Raw genomic sequence first — 19,821 nt, forward strand, 5'->3', positions numbered from 1 at the left:
GATCGCCCGGGCATTGCCGCCGTCGGGCAGCAGGCGGCCGACAAGGTTGATGTCCACCGGCTGCGACCGGGAACCGAGATTGCTGCGGACCAAGCGTTTGATTTCCAGCCGCGCATCGGCGCGCGGGAAGGCGGCGAAGGAGGCTTGCGACCAATCGATGCTGCCCGTCGCGCGGCCACGAATGCCGAGGCCGGGCAGGAAGGGATTGATCACCGCGATGTTCACATTGTCGAGCCGCGATTGCAGCTCCAGCCCGTCGCAATAGCTGCCCGCAAGCTTCAATGTACCATTGGCGACGCGGATGGTCGACAGCTTGATCTCATATTCGCGGCCCTTGGGCACGATGCGCAGCGGACCTTCGGTGGAGAAATCGATGCTGTTGGCCCGGCCCTTCGCCGCGATGCGCCACAGTTCGGGCGTCAGGTCGGCGTTGGCGGCGATGCGGAAGGGTACCTGGCTGCGTCCTTCGGCGAGGATCTTCGCGGTGCCGGTGCCGCCGCGATAGTCCACCTTCGCCCGCGCCGCCGCCAGTTCGATGTCGTTTAGCACTGCGTTTTGAAGCTGCACATCGGCGATTATCTGCGGGCTGTCGAAAAGGGTAATGTCGGCCTTGATGATCCCGCGCCCGATGGCGAGTTTCTGCTCCCCGCCGGTCAGTTCGGCGTTGGTTGCGATCGCATCGACCACGGCGCGCTGATACTGGCCCTGTGCCGACAGGGCGATGGTGCCGTCAAAGCCAGCGCCCACGCCGCTAAGCGTTCCCTGAAACGGCCCCGAGACCGCCTGCTGCACCCGGCCGGTCAAACCAATGCCTGCAAAATCGCCGCGCAAGATATCGATGGTAAGCGGCCCATCGCCCGACAGCACGTCGATATCGCCGCTGATCGGGCCATAATCGGTCGCTCCCGTCAGCGTGATCGCATAGCCCTTCGCACTGCGCGTCACGAGCCCGACGACATTAGACAGACCCACGCCGAAGCCCGGCCGCGACGCGGTGACGCGGGCGACGGGGCGATCGAACGTTCCGGTAAGCTGCACCGCGACAGGGCCATATTGATTGGAATAGCCAGCCCCGTTAAAGACAACGCGGCCGCCCTCGGTCACATAGGTGCCGTTGCCGCTGTTCAGCCGGAATTGCGGCGCGACGACGCTGGCCCGCGTGATGCGCAGGACACCATCGGTGCCGTAACGGATGCCCGCGTCAACGAACATCTGCCCGCCGAGGAATTTCTGCACGCCCGCGCTGAACAATTTGGTCGACCGTGCTTTCACCGTCCCCACCAGCGCATAGCCGCGCCCCAAGGTGGTTTCGAGATCGACGTCGGCAACCACGTTGAACAGCCCGACTGAGCTGACCTCAAACCCGTCCACCTTGCCATTGAGCGCACCAGTGTAGAAACCCTTGCCAATATCTCCGACAAGAAGCGCGGTGGCGTTGATCCGGTCGGACCGGATTTTCATATTGTCGGACAGCAGACGCCCGTTGGCGATGGCGATATCGCCGTTCATTTTGACATTGGTCAGCAGCCCGCCCGCAATCTGGTTGATGCCGGTCACGCGCCGCGCGACGGCGTTGACGGGAATGACAAAGCGGTCCGGCTGGCCCTGTGCCTCACCGGTCCCACGCACATCTTCGAAAGTCGTCCGGTCAAAGGCAAGCCGCGTCGCGGTCGCGGAATACGCGATAATCGGCTCGGCAAAGGCGCCGTTTAACAGGGCTTTCCCCCGGACATTTGTGCCGCTGACATTGCTCCCGATTATGCCGGGGCGCAACAACTGGATATCGAGCGCCAGATCGTCAAACCGCCCTTGTCCCATATCGATCTGCCCACTTGCCCCGAGCACAGCAGCGGCCGAACGGACGCTGCCCTTTATGTCGGCGACGCGCTTTGAAAAGGTCGCGGTCAAGTCGACGAAGGCGACAGGCGACAGGCCGCGTACAATCAAGCTATCCGCCATGACCTTGGCCGGGGCCGTCTCACCCTTGGCGGTAAAGGTCCCATCCCGCGCGGTCAGCGCAACATCCGCGACGGATTGCTCACCCATGCGCGCGGTCAGGCGGCCATCCCATTTCTGCCAGCTTCCCTGCCCGGTCAGAGCGGCTTGCATGGGCGCATCGCGCCCCATCAACCCGGCAACCAGCCCCTTGGCCGGCGCGTCAATCTTCAGATCGACATCAAAGCGGTTATCGTCCGGCACCGCATCCAGTTTCAACGCCAGCCGGTCCCCTTTTGCAGACCCCGCGGTTGCCGTCACCACGGCGCGCCGGTCCGCGATGCGCGCCTTGCCGTCAAAGGACGCGACCTGTTCTTCGCCCGTAATCGCTTTAGCAAAAACAATGCGATCAACCTTTAACCGGTCGATCTGGATATCCAGATCAGGCAGCAACGGATCACCCCGGTCCGGCACGACATTGAACGCCGGCATCCGCGCCACATTCAGCTGAGGCGCGGTCAGTGAATCGACGTCCACGACCCCCGTCAGATAGGCGAAGGGGTTCCAGTCGAGCCGGATTTCCGGAGCGCGTGCAAAAGCACCCTTGGGGTCGCGAAACTGCACATCGCGCAGCACCGCACCGCCATAAATCGATCCGTCAATCTGCCCGATCCGGATGTTCAGCCCGTTTTCGAGCGCAACGCCTGCAACCTGCCGCGCGACAAACGACCGGCCGGACTGCGTATCCAACCAGATATAAGCGCCAAAAAGCACGGCCAGCAGAACGCCCAATACTGCGGCTCCACCAATTGCGATGCGCCGCCCCAGCATCAAAATGCCTGCCCGATCGAGACGTAAACGCTGATCTTGGATTCACCCTGTTTCCGGTTCAGCGGCGTCGCAAGGTCAAGCCGGACCGGCCCGAAATTGGTATAGAAACGCCCGCCTATGCCAACGCCGAAGCGCCAGTCGTCAAATTTGGGAATGCTGCTTTCATAGACCTGCCCGGCATCGACAAAGCCCGCGACACCGAAATTGCCAAAGCGGTAGCGTGCCTCCAGCGCGGCTTCGTTCATGCTGCGCCCGCCAATGGGGTCACCATTCAGGTCCTTCGGCCCCAGTTGCTGATAGCCAAAGCCACGCACCGATCCGCCGCCGCCGCCATAATAGCGCCGCGACGGAGCCAGATCATCCCGCCCCGTTCCGCTGATGGTGCCGACGCGCCCGCGCGCCGCAAGCACCAGATTTTCAGTTGGCGAAAAATAATAGGAACCGTCGAGAATGGCGCGGGCGTAAATCCGTTTCCCGCCACCCAGGGCTGCTTCAGGCGACAAGCGCAAGTTCAGGCGATACCCTCTGGTCGGGTTCAGCAAATTGTCGGAGCGGTCGAAACCGACCTGCCCGGGCAGCGCCGCCACATAATAGATACGCCGGTCGCGCAGCCCGCGCCGGATGTCAAATTGGTCTTCCGATGTCGCCAATATTTCGAGGCCCGCCGACCATGTGAATTTCTTTTGCCAGATCGGTGTCGAGGCATAGCTGTAAAAGGCGGCGATCCGTCCGGTGTAGGCTTCAAACGCGTCATAATTGCTGTGCAATGCCGACAAGGACATTTCAAACGTACGGTCGCGTCTTCCGGCATTGGCGCGGGAAAAGGCAACGCTTGCCGCCTGTTCCTGCGTTCCCAGCACGCCCGCCGCGGTCAGCGACCCTTCCGGCGGGAACAGGTTGCGATGCGTCCAGCTTCCTTCGACCCGTGGGCCTTGGCCGGTGCCATAACCGGCGCTGATCGCCAAGGTACGTGCTGGACCCGCCTCTTGCCGGACATGCAAATCGGCATAAGACGTGCCGTCGGGTGCCGTGCCTTCGCCGGGTACAGGTTCGACCGACACCGTTGAGAGCAATCCGGTCGCGACCAACGCCGCACGCAGATCATCGACCTTGCGGCTGTCGTAAAGATCGCCTGTCTTGAACCGCCGCAATATCGCGACATGTTCGGCATCGAAGGCTTCCTTGCCCTCGCTCTTGATCTGCCCGAACACGCTGCGCGCGCCGGGATCGACCGGCAGGGTGTAATCCCCCAGCCCGCTTTCGCTATCGAGCAATATGTCCCGCTGCCCAACCGTTGCGAAGGGATAGCCATTTTCAGGCAGCTTGATCGAAATATTGGCTTCGGCGGCCAAGATCGTATCGGCGACAATCGGATCCCCGCTTTTAGGCACGAAATTGCTGGTGATCAGGTCGGCGGGCTCGACGGCTTTGGTTTCGAACCGGATTTCACCGAGATAATAGCGCCGTCCGGGCACGACATTCAGGGTAACATTGAGCGGTTCTGCCGCAGAAGGCCCATTGCCTTCCGTTGCCGCGGCGTTGGTCCGCTCGGTCGCCACGCGGACGGTGGCGTCGTAAAAACCTTCGCTGGTCAGGATATCGAGCAGCAACTGCCGGTCGGCGCGCGCGCGCTGGCTGACCACGGCACGGGTATCGGCCCGCCCGCCATCTCGACCCAGCGCCGACAGGTCGTAATAACGGCGCAGACTGGTCCGGTAAATATTCCCGTCGGCATCCACCGCGATGTCGGCGCTGGCAGCTGGATCGAGGCCGTTGATTTTGACAACATAGCGCACCGACTGGCTATTTTCATTCTCCGCCGATTGCGTCGGTTGCGGCGGGGGTTCTGCGTCGAACCCATCGATAGATGGCAGAGGCTCGTCCAGCAACGGGTCGACCACCGGCGGGTCGCTCAGGATTTCCACCGCATCCCCGTCGCGCAGGGCCGGGTTAGCCGACTCTTCTGCGGTTTGCTGTGTCTGTTGGCGGGCGTCCTCGCTCGCGCCCGTCTCGTCCCGCGCATCTTGCTCGCGCTGCCATTCTTCTACCGATTCGAGCGGTTTACCGTCGAGGCTGGGGATGGCTGCGTCGAATTCTTCGTCGCTGATGATAGGCGTGTCGCGCTCTTCGGTGGCAGGTGGAGGCGCAGATTCAACAGCTTCAGCCGCGCCTGCCGCATTCTGGGCAAGCACGGGGGTCGTTGCAAAAGCGAGGTGCAACAGAACTAGGGATCGGATCAAAAACGCATCTCCAGCCACTCAAACGCACGAAATCCAAAAAGGCTCCCTGTGCTTTCGATAGCCTGGCAAAAAAGAGATGCAACCGCGAACGGTGTGCCATCGTGCGGATTGCGGTGATTGGAGGGCGACCTCACCGTCGCTGCCCCTCTCCAACTGCGCCTAGGCCTTGCGGCCAAGGCTTCGTATCCTCTCCCCTGAAGGGGAGAGGGGGTATCTCACGCAAAGACACAAAGGCACAAAGAATAAGGAAACAAGGCGCAGCCATCATCATTAGCCTGCGATCAGTCGAAGGGTGGTGGCTTTGACAGGTGCTTCGCTCCTTTTCACTTCCCTTTGCGACTTTGTGTCTTCGTGTGAGCCAAAAAATCCCAACCTTACAGCCCACAGACTGGCGCGAATGCGCGCACCACCACGCTAACCGCTTGACGCCGGTGCGCATTTCCTTTCTTGCGCGAAACATGCGTTTTTTCTCTGACAATGCGGCTCCGGTTCACCCCAAGGTGATGCAAGCCATTGCCGATGCAAACCAGATCGACACCGCCTATGATGGCGACCGCTGGAGCGCGCAGTTGGATGCCCGTTTTGCCGAAACCTTCGGCTGCGAAGTTGCCGTGCTGTGGGTGGCCACCGGCACCGCGGCCAATTGCCTGGCGCTGACATCCTTGTGCCAGTCGCATCAGGGCATCATCTGCCACCGCGAGGCGCATATCGAGGTCGACGAATGCGGCGCGCCCGGATTTTACACCGGCGGGGCAAAGTTGATGCTGGTCGAGGGCGAAGGCGCGAAGGTCACGCCGCAGGCGGTCGGCGATTTTCTGGGGACGATCCGGAACGACGTCCATCAGGTGCAGGCAGCTGCGCTGTCGATTACCAATGCCACCGAATATGGCCTGACTTACCGCCCTGCTGAAGTCGCCGCTTTGGGTGAATTGTGCCGCACTCACAAAATCGGCTTCCATATGGATGGCGCGCGCTTCGGGAACGCCATTGCATCGCTCGGCTGCCACCCTGCCGAGGTTACCGTGCGCGCAGGCGTCGATGTGCTGAGTTTCGGATTTGCCAAAAATGGCGGCATGGGGGCCGAGGCTCTGGTCTATTTCGACCCCGCCCATGCGGACGCCGCGCGCTATCGCCGTAAACGCGCCGGGCATTTGCAATCCAAGGGCCGGTTTCTCGCGGTGCAGTTGCTGGCGATGCTGGACGATGATCTATGGCTTGCCAATGCCGGTGCGGCCAATGCGGCAGCAGCCATTATTGCCGAAGCGGCGCAAGGCCGTTTGCTTTATCCAGTCGAAGCCAATGAGATTTTCATTCGCCTGACCGCGGTTGAAGCTGCCGCATTGCGGGGCCAGGGTTTTGATTTTTACGATTGGGGCGAAGGCGCAGCGCGTCTGGTGACCAGTTGGCACCACACAGAGGACGATATCGCGCCGCTCGCCCGCGCGATTGCCACCTTGTGAGCCGATCCGACCCCGAACCCATTGCCGAACCCGGGCTGCTGACGCCGCGCGTGCTCATCCCCTTTCTGGTGGTGTCACTGATCTGGGGATCGACCTGGTTCGTGATCCGGGACCAATTGAGCGTCGTCCCATCAAGCTGGTCGGTGACCTACCGTTTTGCCGTGGCGGCAACGGGCATGTTTCTGTTGGCGCTGGTGATGCGGCAGCCGTTGCGCGTTGACCGGGAGTTTATGGGCTGGGCCGCTTTTCTGGGGCTGGTGCAGTTTTCGCTGAATTTCAACTTCGTCTATCTGGCGGAGCATCACATTACCTCGGGTCTGGTCGCGGTGATCTTCGCGCTGCTGATCATCCCCAATGCATTGCTCGGCAAATGGTGGCTTGGACGCCAGATCGGGACGCCCTTCATTATAGGGTCGGTCATTGCGACAGCGGGTGTCGGTTTGTTGATGCTGCGCGAATATCGCGTCGCGCCGGTGGGCGGAATGGAGGTGCTCATCGGGCTGTCGTTCACCATCGCAGCCGTGGGCTTTGCCTCAATTTCCAATGTGCTGCAGGTGACACCCCGCATCGCCCGCTTTCCGACCGTGACCATATTGGCCTGGTCGATGCTCTGCGGCACGATTATCAACGCCATCATCGCGTTCATCGTATCCGGTCCGCCGGTAATCGATCCGCGCCCGGCTTATCTGGTTGGCGTGCTCTATCTCGGTATTATCGGCACCGTGCTCACCTTCCCGCTTTATTTCCGACTGATCCGCGACATTGGTCCCGGCAAGGCGGCCTATACGGGCGTTTTGATTCCGGTCATTGCGATGCTACTGTCGACCGCTTTTGAAGGATATACATGGTCATTACTGGCCTTTGCGGGCGCCGGATTAGCGCTGATCGGGCTCGTCGTCGCGATGCAGACACGCAAAGCTTAAGGACTCGCCTTCGCAATAGAATCGCGATAGCTTCGCTGCAAAATAAGGCAGGAGAGGGCTATGGAGCAACTAAGCGGGCAAGACGCGAGTTTCGTCTATCTGGATACGCCGAACACGCCGATGCATATCGGGTCTGTCGCGATTTACGACCCTTCCACGGCTCCGGGCGGTTTCGTCCGCTTCAAGGATATCCTGCGGCATATCGAAGGCCGCTTGGACAAGGCGCGCAGTTTCCGGCAGAAACTGGTGCGGGTGCCGTTTGACCTCGACCATCCTTATTGGGTGGAGGATGCGAATTTCGACCTTGAATATCATGTTCGGCACATCGCCCTGCCGCAACCGGGCGACTGGCGGCAATTGTGTATCCAGGTCGCGCGCCTGCATGCGCGGGGCATGGACCTGACCAAGCCGCTTTGGGAATTCAACATTGTCGAGGGGCTCGACAATATTCCCGGCATTCCCAAAGGCAGCTTTGCGCTAGTGTCCAAGGTCCACCATGCGGCGATTGATGGCATGTCGGGCGTGGAGCTGAGCGCCGCGGTGCATGATCTGGAACCCATGGAAGTGCCTGAAGCGCCGCCGTCCAGCTGGAAGCCGGAAAGCGAACCGAAGCTAGGCGAAATGCTGATGCGGACATGGTTCAATTCGGTGACCCAGCCAGTGAAATTTGCCAAGACCGTGGCGAATACGGTTCCCGGCATTGCTCGGCTGACCAAGGAAATTGCGGGCGGCGATGTGTCGCTGAAATCAGCCCGTATGGCACCGCAAACGATCTTTAACGGCAAAGTCGGCCCCCATCGGGCGTTTGACGGTGTCGTCTATGCCCTTGCCGACATCCGCGCCATCAAGGATCGCATTGAAGGGGCAACCGTCAATGATGTTATCCTTGCCGTTATTGGCGGCGCGCTGCGTGATTATCTGACGGGCCGCGATGCTTTACCCAAGTCAAGCTTGACGGCCATGGCACCGATATCAGTGCGGGCGGAAGGCGAGAAGGAATCGCTCGGCAATCTCGTATCGGCCATGATGGTGCAGTTGGGCACCCATATCGCCGACCCCGCGGAACGGCTTCGCTATATCCATAAGGAAGTGAAGAATAGCAAGGCAATGACCAACGCCGTGGGCGCGCGGACGCTGACCGATTACAGCCAGTTCATGCCCGCCGCGCTCGCCGGACTGGGTGCACGGCTCTATACCCGGTTGGGGGTTGCGAACCTGCATTCGCCAGCTTTCAACTGTGTTGCCACCAATGTCCCTGGCCCGCGCGTGCCGCTTTACTTCGCGGGCGCGAAGCTTGTCAGGATGATGGGTCTTGGGCCGGTTTTTGACGGCATGGGGCTTATCAACACCATTTACAGTTATGGTCCTGAAATCGCCATTTCCTTCACCAGCGACCGGTCCATAATGCCTGATCCATCGGAATATGCCGCTGCATTGCAACGATCCTTCGAAGCGCTACGCGATGCGGATTTCAGCGAGAAGAAAGCGGTCGCCAAAGCAGCCAAAAAAGGAAAAGCAAAGGCGAAATAGAGATGGCAATGCCGTTAGGAAAAAACCTGCGCTTTCCAATGCGGCCATTTTAATTTTTCAAATTTCTCTGAACCTAGATCAATGTACGTGACGGACTATTGATATGGGGTCACCCATTTCCATGTTTGGACTCGCAAAATCTAGTAACCATTCTTGTAAGTCGGTATATCGCAAGGGATGCCGGAATTTGATTCCGGCCCGGTCGCCGTCCACCCATGCGATCGTGGCGTGATGGGCCGATATACCGTCAGCTATTATTCTCAATATATGACCGGAACGCAATTTTGCCCGAGCAGGGATATCCGCCAGTCCGGCGCCTGACAAGGCAATGTCCGCCATGTTACAGGAAAAGCAACCGCCATCGGTTACGATGACGACATTGGCGAAGCATTGGTAGCGTGGTGCCCGCGCCTTGATCCGGTCGATCTTGCTTTCGGAACGCGACAGAAACTTGGCAACATCAATAGCGACATCGAATTGAACGCCCGCATTGCCGTCTTTTATCCACATTATTCGACCGGTCATTTGCAAATCCGATCTTAGTTCCAGCGACATACGCTGGCCGATCTGTAATGCTAAATTCGTTTCGACACGCGCACCCATTGAAGAAATATTTCGTATCCGGCAGATCGATTGCACAGGCCCGGAAGAAAATTTAGCGATAAGCATGACGGCAACGTGACGCTCGCTGGATCGTCTTTCGACAAGTTCGGCAACGGTATTTTCTGTCACAGCGATTTGCATGATATCACCCCATCAAACATAAAGTGCTGGCACGTCAACGAAATGAAGGCGGATTCCAGACATATATGGTTAACGACATGATATGCGATTTGTTTAGTATCGGCGCGCAATCGCGCACTTCTAGATCAACTTATCGCCATATTTGCGTTGGATCCGCTCCTTTAAGCGGCCACCGGTTGATTGCATTTCTTCTCCCGTCTATGGCGGCGCGCATGAACCAACCCGAAGCCAAACCGTGGATCAATGCCATCCACGCCTACACCCCCGGTAAAGCCAAGTCTGATGATGGCCGCGTGCTTATCAAATTGTCAGCCAATGAAAACCCGTTGGGGTGCAGTGCTGATGCCACTGCCGCGCTGGTGGACGCTAGAACAAGTTTGGCGCGTTATCCCGATCCTGCCAGCACCGCATTGCGCGAAGCATTGGGGAGGCATTATGGGCTTGAAAGCGACCAGCTTGTTTGCGGCACCGGGTCCGATGAACTGCTAAATTTGGCCGCAATGGGCTATGCCGGGGCAGGCGACGAGATTATTTATGTCCGCTATGGCTTTTCCGTTTACGATATCGCCGCGCGTAAATGCGCTGCGACGGTGGTTGTCGCCCCGGACAAGGATTATGGTACGGACGTTAACGCACTATTGGCGTTGGTAAATGACAAAACCCGGGTGGTATTTGTGGCCAATCCGAACAATCCAACCGGAACATATGCAAGTGATGACGATATCGCCCGCTTGCACGCCGGATTGCCAGCGCACTGCTTGTTGGTGCTAGATCAGGCATATGGCGAATATCTGGATAATGATGGTCCGGCATCGTTTGACCTTGCCCGACGTCATGGCAATGTCCTGATCACCCGTACTTTTTCAAAAATTTACGGGCTGGCGGCGGAGCGGATTGGCTGGGCTTATGGCCAGCCGCATTTGATCGAAACGATGAACCGCATCCGTGCTCCGTTCAATGTAACGGCAGCGGGGCAGGCGGCTGCGATTGCGGCGTTGGCAGATACCGAATTTGTCAGAAAAAGCCGTGAATATAACCGCATAGGACGTGAATGGATGGCGGGCGAGATTGCCGCTTTGTCTAACCATGGCCTGAAATCGGTTCCGTCCTGGGCGAATTTCCTGATGGTGATGTTTGAAGGCGGTGTCAGTGCTGAAACCGCGTATAACGGGCTTATGGACGCCGGCTATATTGTTCGCTGGTTGCCCGGGCAGGGCCTCGGCAATGGTTTGCGGATTACCATTGGCACCGAGGATGAAAATCATGGCGTGGTCGATGCGCTGCGGACGATATTGGAATCGCATAGCTGATGCTGCCTTTTGCCCGCCTGACGATCATTGGCCTTGGTCTAATCGGATCTTCCGTTGCAAGGGCGGTAAAGGCGAATATGCCTGCTGTTCGGATCACTGGCCACGATGCTGATTCAGAAGTGCGCGCGCGCGCCACTGCGCTGGGCATTTGTGATGATGTCACAGATGCAGCAGGCGCGGCCGTTATCGATGCCGATCTGGTAATATTATGTGTACCGGTTGGTGCCATGGGCGCGGTTGCAGAAGAATTCGCCGCCGATCTTCCCGCCGGAGCAGTCGTCAGTGATGTGGGGTCGTGTAAGCAAAGCGTGGCGGATGCGTTAATGGCCGTTTTGCCTGGCGCGACAATCATTCCAGCACATCCTGTTGCCGGCACCGAAAAAAGCGGTCCGGATGCGGGCTTTGCCACGCTTTTCCAAGGCCGGTGGTGCATATTGACGCCCCCTGAAGACGCGCCAGAAGCGTCCGTGGAGGCGTTGCGGACATTTTGGCAAAGGCTGGGCGCAGAAATCGAGATTATGGATGCACGGCATCATGACATGGTTCTCGCTATTACAAGCCACCTTCCTCACCTGATCGCCTATACCATCGTGGGCACGGCGGATGATCTGCAGGGCGTCACACAAAGCGAAGTTATCAAATATTCGGCGGGTGGTTTCCGCGACTTTACCCGCATCGCGGCCAGCGACCCTGTCATGTGGCGCGACGTTTTTCTGTCGAACAAGGACGCAGTGCTGGAAATGCTGCAACGCTTTTCGGAAGATCTGTCGGCGCTGCAACGCGCGATCCGTTATGACAAAGGCGATGAGCTGGAGGCTTTGTTCACGCGCACCCGCGACATTCGCCGATCAATTGTCGAACAGGGCCAGGATGACGATGCGCCCGATTTTGGACGCAAACACTAAGGCCTGACCTTAGGCCTGCGTTGGAATTTGCCATTTTAGTCGTTCAGGGCGTTCATCGCGCTATGGACCCGGGCCTCGACCTCGGCGCGGGGCAAGCCTGCGGGAATTTCTTCACCTACCTTGTACGTGATTACACCCGGTCGCCTTATCCAATGGTTTCTGGGCATCAGCTTTCCACTGTCCACGGCGACCGGCACCACCGGGACGTTCATCATCTTGTAAAGGCCGGCGAAGCCCGACTGCAATGCGGGGCATTCCCCATGCATTACGCGGGTTCCTTCGGGGAAAATAATGATAGGCCTTCCATCCGCTAGCAAGGATTTCGACCGCGCCAACATATCACGAAGTGCCGACGCGCCGCCGTCGCGATCCACCGGAATCATGCCATATGCGAGTGCCGCTTTTCCCCAAAAGGGGATATTGAACAATTGCCGTTTGGCCACAACCGAGGGCCTGCGAAAAACGCGAGGCATGTCGATGGTTTCGTACATGCTTTCATGCTTGATGGCGTAGAGAACGGGCCGATCCGTCATGTTTCCCATAATCTGGACATCTATGCCTAATATCCATTTGGCGCAAAAATGCTGGTATCTCGCCCAACCACCAACGGCCCAGTGCATCAATTTGGGCGAAGCAAGGCTGCCGATGAAAGCTGCCACGGCGTGAAATAGGGAACCACCAAAGAATATGACTGTGAACAATATAGTCCTAACTGCGGCAATCACATCAAATTCCCAAAAGAGAAGCGACCGCACGCAACCAATATTTGTTATATTCCTTGAACAAAGCGTTCAGCGATGGCTGCGATGCCACGGCATCATTGGTCACGATAATATCGTCTGCCAAGGCGCGGTCGAGTTCAAACCTCGCACGGCGCATATGCCAGTCATGGGTGACGAGCCGTAATGTTTTGACCTTGTTACGCTTTGCCCAGCGGGCGGTTTCCAAAGCGTTCGATCGGGTGTCTACTGATTGGAAACCCAAATCAATGCAGCATTTGAAATAGCGTGAAGATCCGGCATATTGCGCGGCCAGTTCACGCGGTTTCACATCGCGATCTACACCGGAAATCAACATCTTGCTGGATTGGCCTGCTTTCAGGATTTCAAGGCCACGGTCGATGCGGTTTGGGCCACCTGTCAGAACGACGATGGCATCCGTCTTTGAAATGACCGCCGGCTGCGGCAACAATATTGCAAACCAGGCAAAACCCAATACCCATGCAAGCAGCACAAAGGACAAAATCCGTCTAATCATAACATCTTCTTGAGTGCAGATACCACCGTCCATCGGGCCATAAGCATAGCGAGGCCGGTCACGGCAAGCGGAATAATCGCCAACGCGACCCAACCATAAACGGGTAAAGATGCACCGGCAAGCAAACCAGGCTCCACCGCTGCGATCCGTCCGCCGAGCGTTAATATGACGCCCGCAGCAGCACCAAAACCGATCACACCGCCCAGCAGCGCATCGAGTGCCACGCGGCGTTGAAACAGTCGGGCAGCTTGCAGGTCTGTCCCGCCCATCATGTGCATGATCTCGATTGTCGCGCGATGGGTGTTGAGCGTGCTGCGTACGGCGAGTATTACGACCGCCGATGTCGCGATCAACAACAATATGAAAATTGCTACGGCAAGATAGATGAGTGATGCCATAAGTTGAAAAAATGGAGCCATCCAACTGCTGTGCGAATCCAGCCGGATTTTAGGAGCCATTTTTTGGGCACGCGCTTTCAAAGCGTTTAGCGTCGCGTCGTCGGGCGCTTTTTTGAAACGGATATCAATTAACGCAGGTACCGGTATGTCGGTATCGATGACATCGTTTCCAAGCCAGGGCTTTAAAAGGTTGCGGACATCGCCATCCGGAACCGGATTAACCTCTGCAATGCCGGCAACATCCCGCAATATCCGGCTTACCTCAACTTTCTGCGCCGCGCGGGCCACCGGGTCGGGTTCGATGATTTGCAAGGTTGCCTGTTGTGCAAGGTCTTCACCGCCTTTTTGAACTGCATCGAACAGACTAAGCCCGACTGCTGCAACAAGCAAAGTGAGGAAAAGCATGATTGCAATTACCCAAGGCGTCTGTCCGGAAAGGCGACCTTCCGGTATCAATTTGCGGTCATGTGCGGGCAAGGCGAAATCAAGCAGCATGGCCGTTGCCTAGTTCTTCAGAACCAACGGTCGTGGCGGATGTCGAAGAGATCCCGTCGGATCGGACAAGCGTCCCTTGTCGAGCCGCATCATTTGCGCGCCTTCGATTTCTTGTAACAAGTGGATGTCGTGTGTCGCGACAATAACCGTTGTACCCAGCCTGTTCAGTGCCTCAAACAACTGTAGCAACCGTCGCGCCATTTCGGGGTCCACATTGCCGGTGGGCTCATCAGCAACCAGCATTTCCGGCCGCCCTATAACGGCGCGGGCGATTGCGACGCGCTGTTGCTCGCCACCTGACAGGGTTGCAGGGCGCGCATCAGCCCGTTCTGTCAGCCCTATCCAGTCGAGCATTTCCGTCACAGGGCTTAGAAGATCTTTTTCCAGAATTCCGGCGATACGAAGCGGTAGAGCAATATTGTCGAATGTGGACAAATGCTGCACAAGACGGAAATCTTGGAAAACCACCCCTATCCTGCGGCGAAAGCCCGGCAAACGGTCTCGCGGCAAGGTGATTGCGTCGTGCCCGAACATCCGGATCGCGCCCCGGCTCGGCCGATGGGCCAGATATAATAATTTCAGCAGCGATGTCTTTCCCGCGCCCGATGCTCCGGTTAGAAAGTAGAAACTGCCCGGATACAAAGTGAAGCTTAAATCCGTCAGCGTTTCCGCGCCGGTCCCGTATCTCAGCCCGACATTATCAAATTCGACGACGCTCTGCATTAGTTGGCGTTCACACAAGCGAGGCAGTCGAAAGTGCAGAAGCGATCGTCGTTCATATGCATTTGGTTCACGGCCATAAAACTGTCCTACGGATTTGATCAATTTTGTCCATTGCTTCGTTGACAAGATTGACCAAAGTTCGGTCTTATCAGAAGTACAAAATTCGCATGCGCGAACAAAAATCGACATCATTCTTTCGATAATTCAACACTGCCGTCCACAGTATTTTGTGACAGCGGGGTTGCAAGTCGGTTGCGGCTCATGTTTATGGGAACGCAATGCTGTTGGTTTGCCCTTCCTGTCGTACCCGATATGTCGTTCCGGACACAGCCATTGGCATGGATGGCCGTCAGGTTCGCTGTGCGAATTGCAAGCATAGCTGGTTTCAGGAAGGCGTTATGCCGCCAATCCCGCCTGCGCCGCAGGTCATTGCGCCCGCGATTGCCCCAGCCGTCACCGACGAACCGCCGCCGGTTATCGACGCCAGCCCGGTCGCGGAACAGTTCGAATCTGCTTCAAATTCTCCTGAAGAGTCGCCGGGGTCAAGCTTCCCCCGGTTCGATGAAGATGCTCCGGTCGCGTCCACAACTGCTGGTTCAGCTTACTTTGAATCACCGGAGCAACACAGTCATTTTGCCCATGAGCCTCCGTTTCGGCCGCGTCGCAACCCAGCAAAGCTTTGGACGATAGCGGCCATCGCCTTTGCTTTGCTCGTCACTGCGGTAGGCGGTGGCGTGTGGTATTATGGGGCTCCTAATATTGGGATGGACCTCGGCTTGGCGGGCGCGGAACCCGATTTGCAGATCGTCCTCAACGAAAATCTGGAATTGAACGAGCGCGAAGACGGAACACCGTTTTTCATCGCGAGTGGCAGCATCGTCAATCCGACAAGCCGCGCCCAGCGTGTACCGGAAATGCTCGTGACCTTGAAAGATGCCGGTGGACGTCCGGTTTATAGCTGGAAAATGAGAGCGAGAGTGCGATCGTTGGCACCCGGTGACAAGGTCGATTTCAGCGAGGCACGTCTTGATGTCCCGCAAGCTGCCGCTCAAATTACCGTTGGTTGGGTGCTTTAACCGGGCTGCAGTGCCTGCCAGGCGTAGAAAATGTCGCCGATAGCGTCCCTGACTTCAGCCAATTTTTGTTCATCACCGGACTTGGCGGCGTCATTTAATCCTTTACGACATGCACCGTAAACGCGCGCCAATGTCGTGGCGAGATCGCCGCCAGCGTCAAAATCAATACTGCCTTCAAGCGCGACCAATATCGACCCGGCCTTTACCAGATGGGTGTTGCCTATAAGGGCTTGCCCCTTGCGCGCCGCAAAAAGCGCTAGATCGAGTGAACGGATCAACTCTTCGTAAAGCAGACCAACGAGCCCATGCGGACTTGCACTTTCAACACGACTTTTCAGTTCGAGCATACGGTAATGCTGGCTAGCGATAGCTGGGTGGGTTCGGGGTTGCATCATCATTAGTTATCGCTGTTATTCCAAAGCGTGATCTGTTGCTCCAGATAGCTTTGTGTTGCCCTCAAGGCGGCGATTCGGGCGTCCATTCCGGCATATTGCCGTTCCAGTCGCGTCCGATAAGCATCCTCGCGTGTTTCCATTCGCTCCCGATTTTTAGCAATATTCTCGGTTTCCCGCTGTAATGCTGCGCGAACCTGTTCGAGCGGGCCAGTCGTCGCAACTGCGGCGTCACGCAATGCATCAAGGGCAAATGTTATACCAGGGTCAGTGGCTTCCGTTCTGACGCCATCACGCGGAGGGTTAAAAATCGCTTCGACCGCATCGGGAAAATCGCGAAGAGCCGTTTCCAGCTTTGCACTGTTCACCGAGATCGTTCCGTCCCTATTGGTCGAAATGCCAACATCCGATAGCGACTTGATATTGGCGTCGCTCGTCAACGGTTGGGAAATAAATGCGCTCAATTGCCGCTCAAAAGCGCGCAAAGCGGGGTTGCCGTTGTTCGCTAATCGTGCCGCTGCTGTGTCCCGTTTCAGGGTATTGAACACCGAAACAAAGTCATTCAACGTTTGCTTCAAAACATCTGTTGGCCGTGTTGCACCGATGGTAATCGTCGCCAATGGATCTGCCTTTTTCAAGGTTATAGTTAGTCCGGGGACGACATCGTTAAAGTTGTTGGTTGCCCGGCTGTAGGCCACGCCATCGACCGTAAAGCTTGCATCACTGGCCGATTGGCCCTGTGTCATTGCAGCACTGGCAAATTGCGCGAGGCCCGGGGCGGCTCCGGCATCAGCCGTCAGGGTAAATGCCTTGGCTGCGCCGCTTTCACCCTTCAGGACAAGGCGAAAGCTGCCCGCATCATTGATGACACTGGCGCGGACACCACTTCCCGTAGCGTTGATGGCATTGGCCAGCCCGTTCAGGCTGTCATTCGTTGCATCCACGGTCACGGCAAATGTGGTCGTGCCAACCGTCAGGGTCATGCCACCCTGTCCCACGGGATCTGTGGCGGAGGTTATGTAACCCGTGTAGTTCGTCTGTGCCCGTGCAAGGCTGCTGACGACCATTTCGCCGGCATAAGCACCCAATAACGTACCCGCGTTCGCGGTCACTGCAATAGCGGTGTCGTCCGAGGTAACGGGTTGGCTCCGCAATGTGCCACCTGATGAGAGATCCGCGAGCGAATCGGCAAAAGTGTCTAGGTCACTACGCGCCTGAGCCAACGCGCTGATTTTAGCCTGCGTGGCGCGTGATAGTGCTTCGAAACGTTGAACCTTGGGTGCACGCGACGCTGCGGCCAAGTCACTGACCAGTGCCGCAGTATCAATGCCGGAACCAAAGCCGAGGCTGTTTGCAATGTTATTCAGCATTATCGATATCCTTCGCAGTTCAATACGGCTGTTCGTCGATCAAATTTAGGCCATTGGTCGCCCATCTGCGTCAAAGCGCTTGGATGGCGGCACTTCGACAACGGGCCGGACAAGGTCATTGGCCAACGAGCTTTCCAGGCGGAATACGAACGCCAATATGGCCGCTACGGCGACAAACAGGTCTTCGGAGACTACCCGACCGGTGCGCGTGGTGAAGTAAATGGCGCGTGTCAATTGCGGGTATTCCAATGTGGGCACCTGATTTTCCTTGGCCAATGCCTTAATCGCCTGCGCCACTTCACCACGACCGCGGGCGACAACGATTGGTGCAATATCAAGTCCCGGGCGATAGCGAAGGGCGACGGCGAAGTGTGTAGGGTTAGTTAGCACAACGCTGGCTTCGGCCATTCCTTTACGCGCCGATGACATCGCCATTTCCTGTTGACGGGCGCGCTGGGCTTGTTTGAGTTCGGGCGCGCCGTCGCTTTGGCGCATTTCTTCTTTCAGCTGCTGCTTCGACATGCGTAGCTTTTGGTTGCGGCGCAGCCATTGGACTGGAACGTCGATTCCAGCGATCAGGGCAAGTCCCACGGTCAAGACTATGATCGTCAGGACCAACTTGTCGCCAAGCATTTCGACCGCAGCCGCGGGATGGGTCGCGGCAAGGCCCGGCATGTTGGCTATATCGCTCGCCATGACCCAATAACCTGCATAGCCGAGCGCGACGACTTTGGCGGTGGCCTTGAAAAGCTCAATTATTCCCTGCATTCCGAAAATGCGTTTCAGTCCAGCCAGCGGGTTGATCCGGCTTCCTTTGAACGCCATTGCTTTTGCCCGCATCCCAAGTGACCCCAGCATCGCAGGCGCGGCCAGTGCGGCAAGGATACTGAGCAAAAGTAGCCCCAGAAAGGGAATTGCAATATTGCCAAGTGGTGCGGCCAATGCGTCGAGTGGTTCAAAGCGATCCGGGTCGGTCAAATCGAGGGACAAACCGCTTTTCAGCAAGCCTTTGCTGGCCGTGAAAAACCATCCGCCAAGCCCAACCATCCAAGCGGCTCCGGCTGCCATCATTACAAACGTTGCCAGCTCTTTCGAAGCTAGAACATCACCTTCCTTTAACGCATCGTCCTTGCGCTTTTGGGTGGGGGCCTCGGTTTGCTGGTCCTTTTCCGGGGTATCAGCCACCGCCGCCTCCCAACAACTGGGCCTGGTCGAGCGCCATGCGGATGGTGTGACTGATGGTGTCCGCCATCACCGGGGTCGCAATTCCCAGCAGGATAACCCCTGCAAGCAGGGCGGCAGGCATTCCAACGGCGAACAGGTTGAGTGTGGGCGCCGACCTGGCAATCATCGCCATGATGATCTGGACGAGTATCAGTGCAAACCCAACCGGAAGGGCGATGCTTAATCCGGCAGAAAATGCGAGCCCGCCAAATTTGGCTATCCCGCCGATCGCAGAATAAGAGATCCAAGATTGGCCGGGGGGCAATGCCTGATAGCTTTCGGCAATAATCGCCACCAGCGCGAGGTGGCCATCGGCCGCCAAAAAAAGAAACATCGCAAGCATCGATAGAAATTGTCCGACGGCGGGGCTTGCCTGACCGCTGGCGGGATCCGCCATGGATGCGAAGCCCAAGCCCATCGCATTACTGATCGCTTCACCCGCAACCAGCGCGGCGGCAAAGGCAATCTGTATTACAAAGCCAAGCGCCAGGCCGGTAATCACTTCGGAAACGATCATCAGAAAGCCTGGTATCGAGACAATCCCCGCCGCAGGTAGCGCCATATTAACCGCTGCCGCAGAGGGAATGCCGACTGCTAATGCCAGCACAAGACGCAACTGGACCGGCACCGCCCCCGCCCCGAACATGGGCGCTGCAAGAAACGCTGCCCCTGGACGTATCATTGCCAGCATCCAGATCAGAAGCTGCTGTTCAACATTTTCGAGGCCGGCCGGAATCATCGGACCAGCAAGGGAATTTGTGCAAAAATATCTTTGGTAAAATCGGCCAGTAATATCATGATACTGGAGCCGAATATCGCCAGAGCAATGGAAACCACGATCAGCTTGGGAACAAAGCTCAATGTCTGTTCATTGATTGATGTAGCCGCCTGCACCATTCCCAGCACGACGCCCGCGATTAGAGCTGGAATCAGAATTGGAGCCGAACCAAGGGCCAGCATCCAGAGCGCCTGTTGCGCCACACCGATGAAATAGTCCTGATCCATCGC

The 19,821-nt window shown here is 57.5% G+C and carries 17 protein-coding genes and 1 pseudogene; 6 read left to right on the top strand and 12 right to left on the bottom strand.

Features of this window, described 5'->3' with window-relative positions; translation table 11 throughout:
- Together ACEW72_RS03590 and ACEW72_RS03595 are read right to left on the bottom strand one after the other, a co-directional pair.
- A pseudogene (locus ACEW72_RS03590) lies at window positions 1-2,766 on the bottom strand (hypothetical protein); the annotation flags it as partial.
- The gene (locus ACEW72_RS03595; protein WP_373475010.1) at window positions 2,766-5,006 is read right to left on the bottom strand and encodes an autotransporter assembly complex family protein; all 2,241 of its coding nucleotides are present in this window, start codon (window positions 5,004-5,006) and stop codon (window positions 2,766-2,768) included. The pseudogene ACEW72_RS03590 and the gene ACEW72_RS03595, both read right to left, overlap by 1 nt.
- 458 nt (window positions 5,007-5,464) lie before the next feature.
- Here ACEW72_RS03595 and ACEW72_RS03600 point away from each other — a divergent pair, with 458 nt between their 5' ends.
- The 3 genes from ACEW72_RS03600 to ACEW72_RS03610 are packed head-to-tail and all read left to right on the top strand — an operon-like array spanning window position 5,465 to window position 8,919.
- On the top strand, window positions 5,465-6,466 hold the full coding sequence (locus ACEW72_RS03600) for a low specificity L-threonine aldolase (RefSeq protein WP_373475011.1): 1,002 nt from the start codon (window positions 5,465-5,467) through the stop codon (window positions 6,464-6,466).
- A complete protein-coding gene (locus ACEW72_RS03605; RefSeq protein ID WP_373475012.1) occupies window positions 6,463-7,389 on the top strand; it encodes a DMT family transporter in 927 nt (308 codons plus the stop codon). Before ACEW72_RS03600 ends, ACEW72_RS03605 begins: the two co-directional genes overlap by 4 nt.
- A 60-nt stretch (window positions 7,390-7,449) precedes the next feature.
- The gene (locus ACEW72_RS03610) at window positions 7,450-8,919 is read left to right on the top strand and encodes a wax ester/triacylglycerol synthase family O-acyltransferase (RefSeq protein ID WP_373475013.1); all 1,470 of its coding nucleotides are present in this window, start codon (window positions 7,450-7,452) and stop codon (window positions 8,917-8,919) included.
- Between the two features lie 78 nt (window positions 8,920-8,997).
- Here the strand turns inward: ACEW72_RS03610 and ACEW72_RS03615 are convergent, their stop codons facing one another.
- Window positions 8,998-9,663, bottom strand: a complete 666-nt coding sequence (locus ACEW72_RS03615) for a PilZ domain-containing protein (RefSeq protein ID WP_373475014.1) — start codon at window positions 9,661-9,663, stop codon at window positions 8,998-9,000.
- 212 nt (window positions 9,664-9,875) lie between these two features.
- On the opposite strand from ACEW72_RS03615, the gene hisC reads away from it, so the two are divergent.
- Complete coding sequence (gene hisC, locus ACEW72_RS03620) at window positions 9,876-10,973, top strand: histidinol-phosphate transaminase (protein ID WP_373475015.1); 1,098 nt, start codon at window positions 9,876-9,878, stop codon at window positions 10,971-10,973.
- On the top strand, window positions 10,973-11,878 hold the full coding sequence (locus ACEW72_RS03625; protein WP_373475016.1) for a prephenate/arogenate dehydrogenase family protein: 906 nt from the start codon (window positions 10,973-10,975) through the stop codon (window positions 11,876-11,878). The genes hisC and ACEW72_RS03625 overlap by 1 nt, the downstream gene beginning before the upstream one ends.
- 35 nt (window positions 11,879-11,913) lie before the next feature.
- Here ACEW72_RS03625 and ACEW72_RS03630 read toward each other — a convergent pair whose 3' ends face one another.
- From ACEW72_RS03630 to ftsE, 4 genes are read right to left on the bottom strand one after another with little or no spacing between them, the layout of a single operon-like run.
- On the bottom strand, window positions 11,914-12,603 hold the full coding sequence (locus tag ACEW72_RS03630; protein ID WP_373475017.1) for a lysophospholipid acyltransferase family protein: 690 nt from the start codon (window positions 12,601-12,603) through the stop codon (window positions 11,914-11,916).
- Window position 12,604: 1 nt separating this feature from the next.
- The gene (locus ACEW72_RS03635; RefSeq protein ID WP_373475018.1) at window positions 12,605-13,135 is read right to left on the bottom strand and encodes a YdcF family protein; all 531 of its coding nucleotides are present in this window, start codon (window positions 13,133-13,135) and stop codon (window positions 12,605-12,607) included.
- Window positions 13,132-14,028: a cell division protein FtsX gene (locus ACEW72_RS03640; protein ID WP_373475019.1), complete on the bottom strand. Its 897-nt coding sequence runs from the start codon at window positions 14,026-14,028 to the stop codon at window positions 13,132-13,134. The genes ACEW72_RS03635 and ACEW72_RS03640 overlap by 4 nt, the downstream gene beginning before the upstream one ends.
- 9 nt (window positions 14,029-14,037) lie before the next feature.
- Window positions 14,038-14,751 (bottom strand): cell division ATP-binding protein FtsE, encoded by a 714-nt coding sequence (gene ftsE / locus ACEW72_RS03645; RefSeq protein ID WP_373475020.1) that lies wholly within the window; start codon window positions 14,749-14,751, stop codon window positions 14,038-14,040.
- A 278-nt stretch (window positions 14,752-15,029) separates the two neighbouring features.
- On the opposite strand from ftsE, the gene ACEW72_RS03650 reads away from it, so the two are divergent.
- Window positions 15,030-15,827 (top strand): MJ0042-type zinc finger domain-containing protein, encoded by a 798-nt coding sequence (locus tag ACEW72_RS03650; protein WP_373475021.1) that lies wholly within the window; start codon window positions 15,030-15,032, stop codon window positions 15,825-15,827.
- Here ACEW72_RS03650 and fliS read toward each other — a convergent pair.
- Genes fliS through fliQ form a run of 5 tightly spaced genes read right to left on the bottom strand, consistent with a single transcriptional unit; the run spans window position 15,824 to window position 19,818 of the window.
- A complete protein-coding gene (gene fliS / locus ACEW72_RS03655) occupies window positions 15,824-16,225 on the bottom strand; it encodes a flagellar export chaperone FliS (RefSeq protein WP_373475022.1) in 402 nt (133 codons plus the stop codon). The genes ACEW72_RS03650 and fliS overlap by 4 nt on opposite strands.
- A complete protein-coding gene (gene fliD, locus ACEW72_RS03660; RefSeq protein WP_373475023.1) occupies window positions 16,225-17,589 on the bottom strand; it encodes a flagellar filament capping protein FliD in 1,365 nt (454 codons plus the stop codon). Before fliD ends, fliS begins: the two co-directional genes overlap by 1 nt.
- Before the next feature lie 45 nt (window positions 17,590-17,634).
- Window positions 17,635-18,774, bottom strand: coding sequence for a flagellar biosynthesis protein FlhB (locus tag ACEW72_RS03665; protein ID WP_373475024.1), 1,140 nt, complete (start codon window positions 18,772-18,774; stop codon window positions 17,635-17,637).
- Window positions 18,767-19,552 carry a flagellar biosynthetic protein FliR gene (fliR, locus tag ACEW72_RS03670; protein ID WP_373475025.1) on the bottom strand — a complete coding sequence of 262 codons (786 nt, stop codon included), beginning with the start codon at window positions 19,550-19,552 and terminating at the stop codon, window positions 18,767-18,769. Before fliR ends, ACEW72_RS03665 begins: the two co-directional genes overlap by 8 nt.
- The gene (gene fliQ / locus ACEW72_RS03675) at window positions 19,549-19,818 is read right to left on the bottom strand and encodes a flagellar biosynthesis protein FliQ (protein ID WP_373475026.1); all 270 of its coding nucleotides are present in this window, start codon (window positions 19,816-19,818) and stop codon (window positions 19,549-19,551) included. The genes fliR and fliQ overlap by 4 nt, the downstream gene beginning before the upstream one ends.
- Between the last annotated feature and the right edge of the window lie 3 nt (window positions 19,819-19,821).

The organism is Sphingorhabdus sp., from assembly GCF_041737645.1.
Taxonomy (GTDB): domain Bacteria; phylum Pseudomonadota; class Alphaproteobacteria; order Sphingomonadales; family Sphingomonadaceae; genus Sphingorhabdus_B.

Coding starts and splice junctions, on each gene's coding strand:
- ACEW72_RS03600 (WP_373475011.1), top strand. CDS start 5,465: ATGCGTTTTTTCTCTGACAATGCGGCTCCGGTTCACCCCAAGGTGATG.
- ACEW72_RS03610 (WP_373475013.1), top strand. CDS start 7,450: ATGGAGCAACTAAGCGGGCAAGACGCGAGTTTCGTCTATCTGGATACG.
- ACEW72_RS03615 (WP_373475014.1), bottom strand. CDS start 9,663: ATGCAAATCGCTGTGACAGAAAATACCGTTGCCGAACTTGTCGAAAGA.
- hisC (WP_373475015.1), top strand. CDS start 9,876: ATGAACCAACCCGAAGCCAAACCGTGGATCAATGCCATCCACGCCTAC.
- ACEW72_RS03625 (WP_373475016.1), top strand. CDS start 10,973: ATGCTGCCTTTTGCCCGCCTGACGATCATTGGCCTTGGTCTAATCGGA.
- ACEW72_RS03635 (WP_373475018.1), bottom strand. CDS start 13,135: ATGATTAGACGGATTTTGTCCTTTGTGCTGCTTGCATGGGTATTGGGT.
- ACEW72_RS03640 (WP_373475019.1), bottom strand. CDS start 14,028: ATGCTGCTTGATTTCGCCTTGCCCGCACATGACCGCAAATTGATACCG.
- ftsE (WP_373475020.1), bottom strand. CDS start 14,751: ATGCAGAGCGTCGTCGAATTTGATAATGTCGGGCTGAGATACGGGACC.
- ACEW72_RS03650 (WP_373475021.1), top strand. CDS start 15,030: ATGCTGTTGGTTTGCCCTTCCTGTCGTACCCGATATGTCGTTCCGGAC.
- fliS (WP_373475022.1), bottom strand. CDS start 16,225: ATGATGATGCAACCCCGAACCCACCCAGCTATCGCTAGCCAGCATTAC.
- fliD (WP_373475023.1), bottom strand. CDS start 17,589: ATGCTGAATAACATTGCAAACAGCCTCGGCTTTGGTTCCGGCATTGAT.
- fliR (WP_373475025.1), bottom strand. CDS start 19,552: ATGATTCCGGCCGGCCTCGAAAATGTTGAACAGCAGCTTCTGATCTGG.
- fliQ (WP_373475026.1), bottom strand. CDS start 19,818: ATGGATCAGGACTATTTCATCGGTGTGGCGCAACAGGCGCTCTGGATG.